8 protein-coding genes are annotated in these 7,046 nt (G+C 69.3%); 4 read left to right on the forward strand and 4 right to left on the reverse strand.

What is annotated here, in order from left to right:
• Nucleotides 1–284: 284 nt before the first annotated feature.
• Complete coding sequence (locus tag ACFXAZ_RS28610; protein WP_384597057.1) at nucleotides 285–1,088, reverse strand: hypothetical protein; 804 nt, start codon at nucleotides 1,086–1,088, stop codon at nucleotides 285–287.
• Between the two features lie 153 nt (nucleotides 1,089–1,241).
• On the opposite strand from ACFXAZ_RS28610, the gene ACFXAZ_RS28615 reads away from it, so the two are divergent.
• The 3 genes from ACFXAZ_RS28615 to ACFXAZ_RS28625 all read left to right on the forward strand — a co-directional run bounded on the left by ACFXAZ_RS28615 (nucleotide 1,242) and on the right by ACFXAZ_RS28625 (nucleotide 3,640).
• On the forward strand, nucleotides 1,242–2,033 hold the full coding sequence (locus tag ACFXAZ_RS28615; RefSeq protein ID WP_382690930.1) for an ABC transporter ATP-binding protein: 792 nt from the start codon (nucleotides 1,242–1,244) through the stop codon (nucleotides 2,031–2,033).
• An 88-nt stretch (nucleotides 2,034–2,121) separates the two neighbouring features.
• Nucleotides 2,122–2,556, forward strand: coding sequence for an NfeD family protein (locus ACFXAZ_RS28620; protein ID WP_384597059.1), 435 nt, complete (start codon nucleotides 2,122–2,124; stop codon nucleotides 2,554–2,556).
• Nucleotides 2,557–2,692: 136 nt separating this feature from the next.
• Nucleotides 2,693–3,640, forward strand: coding sequence for an SPFH domain-containing protein (locus ACFXAZ_RS28625; protein WP_384597061.1), 948 nt, complete (start codon nucleotides 2,693–2,695; stop codon nucleotides 3,638–3,640).
• Between the two features lie 118 nt (nucleotides 3,641–3,758).
• On the opposite strand, the gene ACFXAZ_RS28630 is transcribed toward ACFXAZ_RS28625, so the two are convergent.
• The 3 genes from ACFXAZ_RS28630 to ACFXAZ_RS28640 all read right to left on the reverse strand — a co-directional run bounded on the left by ACFXAZ_RS28630 (nucleotide 3,759) and on the right by ACFXAZ_RS28640 (nucleotide 5,857).
• On the reverse strand, nucleotides 3,759–4,265 hold the full coding sequence (locus tag ACFXAZ_RS28630; protein WP_384597063.1) for an HNH endonuclease: 507 nt from the start codon (nucleotides 4,263–4,265) through the stop codon (nucleotides 3,759–3,761).
• Nucleotides 4,266–4,487: 222 nt separating this feature from the next.
• Entirely contained in the window at nucleotides 4,488–5,027 is a 540-nt protein-coding gene (locus ACFXAZ_RS28635) for a YbhB/YbcL family Raf kinase inhibitor-like protein (protein ID WP_384597065.1), read from the reverse strand.
• Between the two features lie 47 nt (nucleotides 5,028–5,074).
• Nucleotides 5,075–5,857: a sporulation protein gene (locus ACFXAZ_RS28640; protein ID WP_384597067.1), complete on the reverse strand. Its 783-nt coding sequence runs from the start codon at nucleotides 5,855–5,857 to the stop codon at nucleotides 5,075–5,077.
• 162 nt (nucleotides 5,858–6,019) lie between these two features.
• Here ACFXAZ_RS28640 and ACFXAZ_RS28645 point away from each other — a divergent pair, with 162 nt between their 5' ends.
• Entirely contained in the window at nucleotides 6,020–6,670 is a 651-nt protein-coding gene (locus ACFXAZ_RS28645; protein ID WP_384597069.1) for a DNA-3-methyladenine glycosylase, read from the forward strand.
• Nucleotides 6,671–7,046 lie beyond the last annotated feature (376 nt).

The following is a 7,046-nucleotide window of genomic DNA, read 5'->3' on the forward strand; positions in this document are numbered from 1 at the left end:
GCGCGGGCGCCCCCCCGTGGCCCCCACCCCGGGGTCCAACAACCGCCCCCGCGGCCGCACACCCGGGCCCGCCTGGGAGACCGTGGCGGGCCCCCCCTTCACATCGCCGCCCACCGAACCTCCTTCTCCCGGCCGTCGCCAGCCGAGCCCTCTTCTCTCGGCCGCCGCCAGCCGAACCCACTTCTCCCGACCCCCGGCTGCCGAGCCCCCTTCTCCCGCTCGCCAGCTACCGAGCCTCCTTCTCCCGGCCGCCGCCCACCGAGCCCCCTACTCCCGCTCGCCGCCTACCGAGCCCCCTTCTCCCCCTCCTCCACAACGGAGTTGTACGCCGCGACCAGCGCCCGCCGGGCCACCCGCTCCACCGGCCGCAGCGCGGCCCCCCGCGCCGCCATCTCCGACGCGCTCACCGCCCCGGCCCGCACATCCCCGCTCGCGTGGCTCTCCTGCGCCACGGAGATCAGCAGCCCCACCCGCTGCGCCAGCTCCAGCACCCGTACGGCGCGCGGCGGATACCCCGGCGCCAGCACCTCGCGTCCCCGCTCGGCCCGCGCCCGGTACGCGTCGATCGCCGCCTCCGCGACCGGCCCCGAGGCGGCCACGTCCAGCCGCGTCAGCACCTGGGTCGCCTCCCGCAGCGCCTCCGCCAGCTCCCGCTCCGCCTCGCCGAGCGAGGGCACATCGGCGGGCGGCGCCTCCCGTACGGCGAGACAGTGCCAGACGACCTCGACATGGACGTCGCCCCGCGGCCCGGCCTCGGACACCTCCGGCACCAGACCCAGCGCGGCGCCATGACAGATCACCGCCTCCTCGGCGTCCAACGCGCGCGCGTTGAAGTCCGGCGGGCCGCTCAGCCCCAGCGGATGCCCGGGCGCCGGCAGGGCGATCCGCAGCCCCCTCGTCCCGAGCGAGCGCAGCCGGCCGAGCGCGAGCGTGAGCCCGACCGGAGCGGACTCACCGGGCAGTCCCGCCACCCGGTGCACGGCGTCCTCCCCGACGATGGCGAGCACGGCGTCATCCGGCGAGACAAATCCGGCAAGAAGAGCATTTCCCCAAGCGGCGAGGCGTCCAGAGCGCGGTTCCGAAAGCATGGGTCCACCCTAAGGACCGGACCGATGGACGGGAGCGGGCGACCTGTGGCGTAGATTTCCTTGAGGGCCTGCGCCCGCGGGCGCGGCGGACCCGAGCCACAGGCGTACGCGACTGCCGAGACCGGCCACACTGCAAGGGGAGACAACGCGCTCATGAGCGATGTTCTGGAGCTTCAGGACGTATCCGTCATCCGCGAGGGCCGCGCGCTGGTGGAGCAGGTCTCGTGGTCGGTCAAGGAAGGCGAACGCTGGGTCATCCTCGGCCCCAACGGCGCCGGCAAGACCACCCTCCTCAATGTCGCCTCCAGCTACGTCTTCCCCAGCAAGGGCACCGCCACCATCCTCGGCGACACCATGGGCAAGGTCGACGTCTTCGACCTGCGCCCCCGCATCGGCATGGCCGGCATCGCCCTCGCCGAGAAGCTCCCCAAGCGCCAGACCGTCCTGCACACCGTGCTCACCGCCGCGTACGGCATGACCGCCACCTGGCACGAGGACTACGACGAGATCGACGAGCAGCGCGCCCGTGCCTTCCTCGACCGCCTCGGCATGTCCGACTACCTGGACCGCCGCTTCGGCACCCTCTCCGAGGGCGAGCGCAAGCGCACCCTGATCGCCCGTGCCCTGATGACCGACCCCGAACTCCTCCTGCTCGACGAGCCCGCCGCCGGACTCGACCTCGGCGGCCGTGAGGACCTCGTGCGCCGCCTCGGCCGGCTCGCCCGCGACCCGATCGCCCCCTCCATGATCATGGTCACCCACCATGTCGAGGAGATCGCCCCCGGCTTCACCCACGTCCTCATGATCCGCCAGGGCAAGGTCCTCGCCGCCGGCCCGCTGGAACTCGAACTCAGCTCCCGCAACCTCTCCCTCTGCTTCGGCCTCCCGCTCGTCGTCGAGCAGGTCGGCGACCGCTGGACGGCACGGGGCCTCCCGCTGTCCTGAAACCTCCCGAACCCCCAAGAAAACCGGGGGTCCACAACCCCTTTTGCGCCCTGTCCGCGAACCGACCCGCGGTCATACCATTGACCCTGTGGACAACATCGACGCATGGGTCTGGTGGCTCATCGGCGCGGCAGCACTCGGCATCCCGCTCGTGGTGACCACGATGCCGGAGTTCGGGATGTTCGCCGTCGGCGCCCTCGCGGCGGCCGGCGTGGCAGGGCTCGGCGGCGGTGTCGTCGCCCAGGTGCTCGTCTTCGTGAGCGTCTCCGTCGCCCTGGTCGCCGTCGTCCGCCCCATCGCGGCCCGGCATCGCCGGCAGAGCCCCCAACTGGCCACCGGCATCGACGCGTTGAAGGGCAGACAGGCCGTCGTCCTGGAGCGCGTCGACGGCTCGGGCAGCGGCAGGATCAAGCTCGCCGGTGAGATCTGGTCGGCCCGCTCCCTGGACGCCGACCGCAGCTACGAGGCGGGCCAGCAAGTGGACGTCGTCGACATCGAGGGAGCCACCGCGATCGTCATCTGACCTCCGCGGGACCCAACTGACCGAACATCCCCCGAGGCCTACGACGGTCTGACAGACTCGACCAGCAAGATCTTCAACAAGCATAAGATCTGCAACCGTAGGTCCGCCAAGGCGGAGAAGGGTACGGGCAGCGACGATGGAACCGGTCATCATCGTCTTGATCATCCTGGTGGTGTTGGTCTTCATCGCCCTGATCAAGACGATCCAAGTCATCCCGCAGGCGAGCGCCGCGATCGTGGAACGCTTCGGCCGTTACACGCGGACGCTCAACGCGGGCCTGAACATTGTCGTGCCGTTCATCGACACCATCCGCAACCGCATCGACCTGCGTGAACAGGTCGTCCCCTTCCCGCCGCAGCCGGTGATCACCCAGGACAACCTGGTCGTCAACATCGACACGGTCATCTACTACCAGGTCACCGACGCCCGCGCCGCGACCTACGAAGTCGCCAGCTACATCCAGGCGATCGAACAGCTCACGGTCACCACCCTGCGCAACATCATCGGTGGCATGGACCTGGAGCGCACCCTCACCTCCCGCGAGGAGATCAACGCGGCCCTGCGCGGCGTCCTCGACGAGGCCACCGGCAAATGGGGCATCCGCGTCAACCGCGTCGAACTGAAGGCGATCGAGCCGCCCACCTCCATCCAGGACTCGATGGAGAAGCAGATGCGCGCCGACCGCGACAAGCGCGCCGCGATCCTCCAGGCCGAAGGTGTCCGCCAGTCCGAGATCCTGCGCGCCGAGGGCGAGAAGCAGTCCCAGATCCTGCGCGCCGAAGGTGAGGCCAAGGCAGCCGCCCTGCGCGCCGAGGGCGAGGCCCAGGCGGTCCGTACGGTCTTCGAGGCCATCCACGCAGGAGACCCCGACCAGAAGCTGCTCAGCTACCAGTACCTCCAGATGCTCCCGAAGATCGCCGAGGGCAACGCCAACAAGCTCTGGATCGTCCCCAGCGAGATCGGCGACGCCCTCAAGGGTCTCTCCGGCGCCATGGGCAACTTCGGCGGCCTGGGCGGAGGCAACGGCCAGAGCGCGCCGGCCCCGGCCCCGACGGAACGCCGCGAGAAGCCGTCGATCGACTGACCGGCAGGACCTGGAAACGCGGAGTCCCCGCACCCACCACGAGGGTGCGGGGACTCCGCGTTTCCGGCGACACTCAAAGCACCACCACAGGACCTGCCAAGCCCTGCGGTGAAAGACCCTAAGCGGCGGCCGACGCCAGCCAGTCGGGCAGCGCCGCATAGTCGTCCTGGGCCAGCGTCAGCAGCATCGCGTCCGCGGGGGTCGGCTCGAACGGCTCCCGGAGCAGCGGCATCCCCGCCTCGTCCGGCGTCCGATTCGCCTTGCGGTGATTGTCCTCCGCGCACGAGGCCACCGTGTTCAGCCAGCTGTCCTGCCCGCCCTGCGACCTCGGCAGCACATGGTCCACGGTCGTCGCCCGCCGCCCGCAGTACGCGCACCGGTGCCGGTCCCGCACCAGCACGCCCCGCCTGGACCACGGTGCTTGTCTTCGGAACGGCACCCTCACATACCGGCACAGCCGGATCACCCGGGGCGCCGGTATGTCCACGGCCGCTCCGCGCATCCGCAGTTCGGGGTGGGCCTGCTCGACGACGGCCTTGTCCTGGAGCACCAGCACGACGGCTCGATTCAGCGTCACCGTCGACAGCGGCTCAAAGCTCGCGTTGAGCACCAGCGTGTCGCGCATTTCCCGCCCACCTCCCGTGTCGCACCCGCCCACCCCCTGGCGGGCTGGGGTCAACTCTGGCCGGGCACGCCGAGATGGACAACGCAATATCCGCTGCTCCGCGAGGGATGGCCCCGAGAGGTGACCCTCGCGCCCCCGGCAACAAAAATGCCCGCCTCTGATCACTTCCAAGACCAGAGGCGGGCAAACGTTCGGTGAACCCTCAACGGACCGAACCGCGGATCAGCCCTGCCCGGTGTTCTCGTACTCACCGATCAGCTGAGCCCGCGCCAGCGTGTGGAACCGCAGGTTGAAGCCGACCACGGCCGGACTGGCGTCCGCGTCCGGACCGAGCTTCTCCTGGTCCACCGCGTACACCGTGAAGACGTACCGGTGCGGCCCGTCGCCGGGCGGCGGCGCGGCACCGCCGAAGTCCTTCGTGCCGTAGTCGTTGCGCGCGTGGACGGCGCCCTCGGGCAGCCCCTCGAACTTGCCGCCGCCCGCACCGGCCGGCAGCTCGGCCACCGATGCCGGGATGTCGAACAGCACCCAGTGCCAGAACCCGCTGCCCGTAGGGGCGTCGGGGTCGTAGCAGGTCACGGCGAAGCTCTTGGTCTCCGGCGGGAACCCCTCCCACCGCAGCTGCGGCGAGACGTTGCCCGCCGCGAAGACCTGAGCGTCCTTGAGGGTCGCGCCCTCCTCGACGTCCTCACTCGTGACCGTGAAGGCGGGCACGGGCGGGTGGAAGTCGTGGGGGAGGGGCCGCCTCTTCGGCTCGGTCACTCGGTACCTCCTGATCGGATGGTTCAGTGGCTCAGTGGTCCACGAGCCTAGAACCAGTTGCGCTTGCTGCCGACCTCGGACAGCCACTGGTTGAGGTAGGCCCCCCAGTCGGTCGTGTGGTAGTCGTGCAGGCCCACCTGGAACGAGCGGAAGGTGTCGCTGCTCTCGCTGAACAGCCCCGGCTTCTTGTCCATCTCCAGCACCACGTCCATGGCGTCGGAGTCGGCCACGAAGCTCAGCTCGACCTGGTTCAGCCCCCGGTACTGCTGCGGCGGCAGGAACTCGATCTCCTGGTAGAACGGCAGCTTCTGCCGCGTCCCGCGGATGTGACCGCGCTCCATGTCCGCGTTCTTGAACCGGAAGCCCAACTGGAGGAAGGCGTCCAGGATCGCCTTCTGCGCGGGCAGCGGATGCACGTTCACCGGGTCCAGGTCACCGGAGTCGACCGCACGCGCGATCTCCAGCTCGGTGGTGACACCGATGTGCATGGCCGGCAGGGCGTGTCCGTCGATCATCGTGATCGGCGTCTCCCACGGGATCTCCAGCCCGAACGGGACCGTGTGCACCTGCCCGGCCGTCAGCGTGAAGGCGCCCCCGAGCCGCAGCTTCGAGAACTCGATGTCCTGCTTGTACTCGGAGTCCTGGGTCTCCACCTCGACCTTGGCCTGGAGCCCGACCGACAGCGCCTCGATCTGCTGGTCGACGGACCCGCCCTGGATCCGCACCTCACCCTGGACGACCCCACCCGGCACGACATTGACCTCGGTCAGCACGGTCTCCACGGAGGCCCCGCCGGCTCCCAGGCTCGCGAGCAGCTTCTTGAACGCCATGTCACTCCCTCTCACGCTGTGCGCACGTGAACATCGATCCGGTAATCCCTGAACCCTAGAAACGCGATCCGGACGTGTCCGGTTCCGTGCCCCCACCCTGGCAAGGCGAAGGCCCCCTGACCACCCTGTGCCGCCCACCCGTCTGCACTACCCTCGGACGGCGTGATCGCGACCCCCGACCGTACGCCCCTGCCCAGGCACTTCTTCGACCGCCCCGTCCTCGACGTAGCCCCCGACCTCCTGGGCCGCATCCTTCTCCGCAGCACCCCGGACGGCCCGATCGCCGTACGCATCACAGAGGTCGAGGCATACGACGGCGCCAACGACCCCGGCTCCCACGCGTACCGGGGCCGCACCCCCCGCACGGCCGTGATGTTCGGCCCGCCCGGCCATGTGTATGTCTACTTCACCTACGGCATGTGGCACTGCATGAACCTGGTCTGCGGACCGGACGGCGTCGCGAGTGCGGTCCTGCTCCGCGCCGGCGAGATCATCGAGGGCGCCGACCTCGCCCGCAAACGTCGACTCTCGGCCCGAAATGACCGAGAACTGGCCAAAGGCCCCGCCCGCCTCGCCACCGCCCTGGATGTGGACCGAGCCCTGGACGGCACGGACGCCTGCGCGGCCGGCGAAACCCCCCTGCGCATACTGACCGGCGCCCCCGCCCCCACTGACCAGGTACGCAATGGCCCGCGCACGGGGGTGTCCGGCGACGGTGGCGACGGAGACATCCACCCATGGCGCTTCTGGATCGCCAACGACCCTACGGTGAGCCCCTATCGAGCCCACACCCCAAGGCATCGCTCAAGTTGACGCGCCCACGGAAGGTGCGTAACGTAGCCCGAGCCGCTGAACCGGGTACTGCGCTTGTCAGCAGCCGGAGCGGCCACCCCACTAGTTACGAGAACCCTTGATCGGGTCGATTCAGTCGTGTCTGCATGCCTGAATTCGAATCCCGTGAACCCCGATTATGAATCGGAGCGGGAACCCGCTAACGTAGTGAATGTCGAAAGGCCGCAGGGCGAAAAGCCCAAAGCCCCAGACAATCCCGCCGACAGGGAATCGGATCGAGAAAAGGATCTGATAGAGTCGGAGACACCGAAGGGAAGCCCGGAGGAAAGCCCGAGAGGGTGAGTACAAAGGAAGCGTCCGTTCCTTGAGAACTCAACAGCGTGCCAAAAATCAACGC

The sequence above is a fragment of the Streptomyces sp. NPDC059477 genome (genome assembly GCF_042749375.1).
Taxonomy (GTDB): Bacteria; Actinomycetota; Actinomycetes; order Streptomycetales; family Streptomycetaceae; genus Streptomyces.

Coding starts and splice junctions, on each gene's coding strand:
- ACFXAZ_RS28640 (WP_384597067.1), bottom strand. CDS start 5,857: ATGGCGTTCAAGAAGCTGCTCGCGAGCCTGGGAGCCGGCGGGGCCTCC.
- ACFXAZ_RS28625 (WP_384597061.1), top strand. CDS start 2,693: ATGGAACCGGTCATCATCGTCTTGATCATCCTGGTGGTGTTGGTCTTC.
- ACFXAZ_RS28610 (WP_384597057.1), bottom strand. CDS start 1,088: ATGCTTTCGGAACCGCGCTCTGGACGCCTCGCCGCTTGGGGAAATGCT.
- ACFXAZ_RS28630 (WP_384597063.1), bottom strand. CDS start 4,265: ATGCGCGACACGCTGGTGCTCAACGCGAGCTTTGAGCCGCTGTCGACG.
- ACFXAZ_RS28615 (WP_382690930.1), top strand. CDS start 1,242: ATGAGCGATGTTCTGGAGCTTCAGGACGTATCCGTCATCCGCGAGGGC.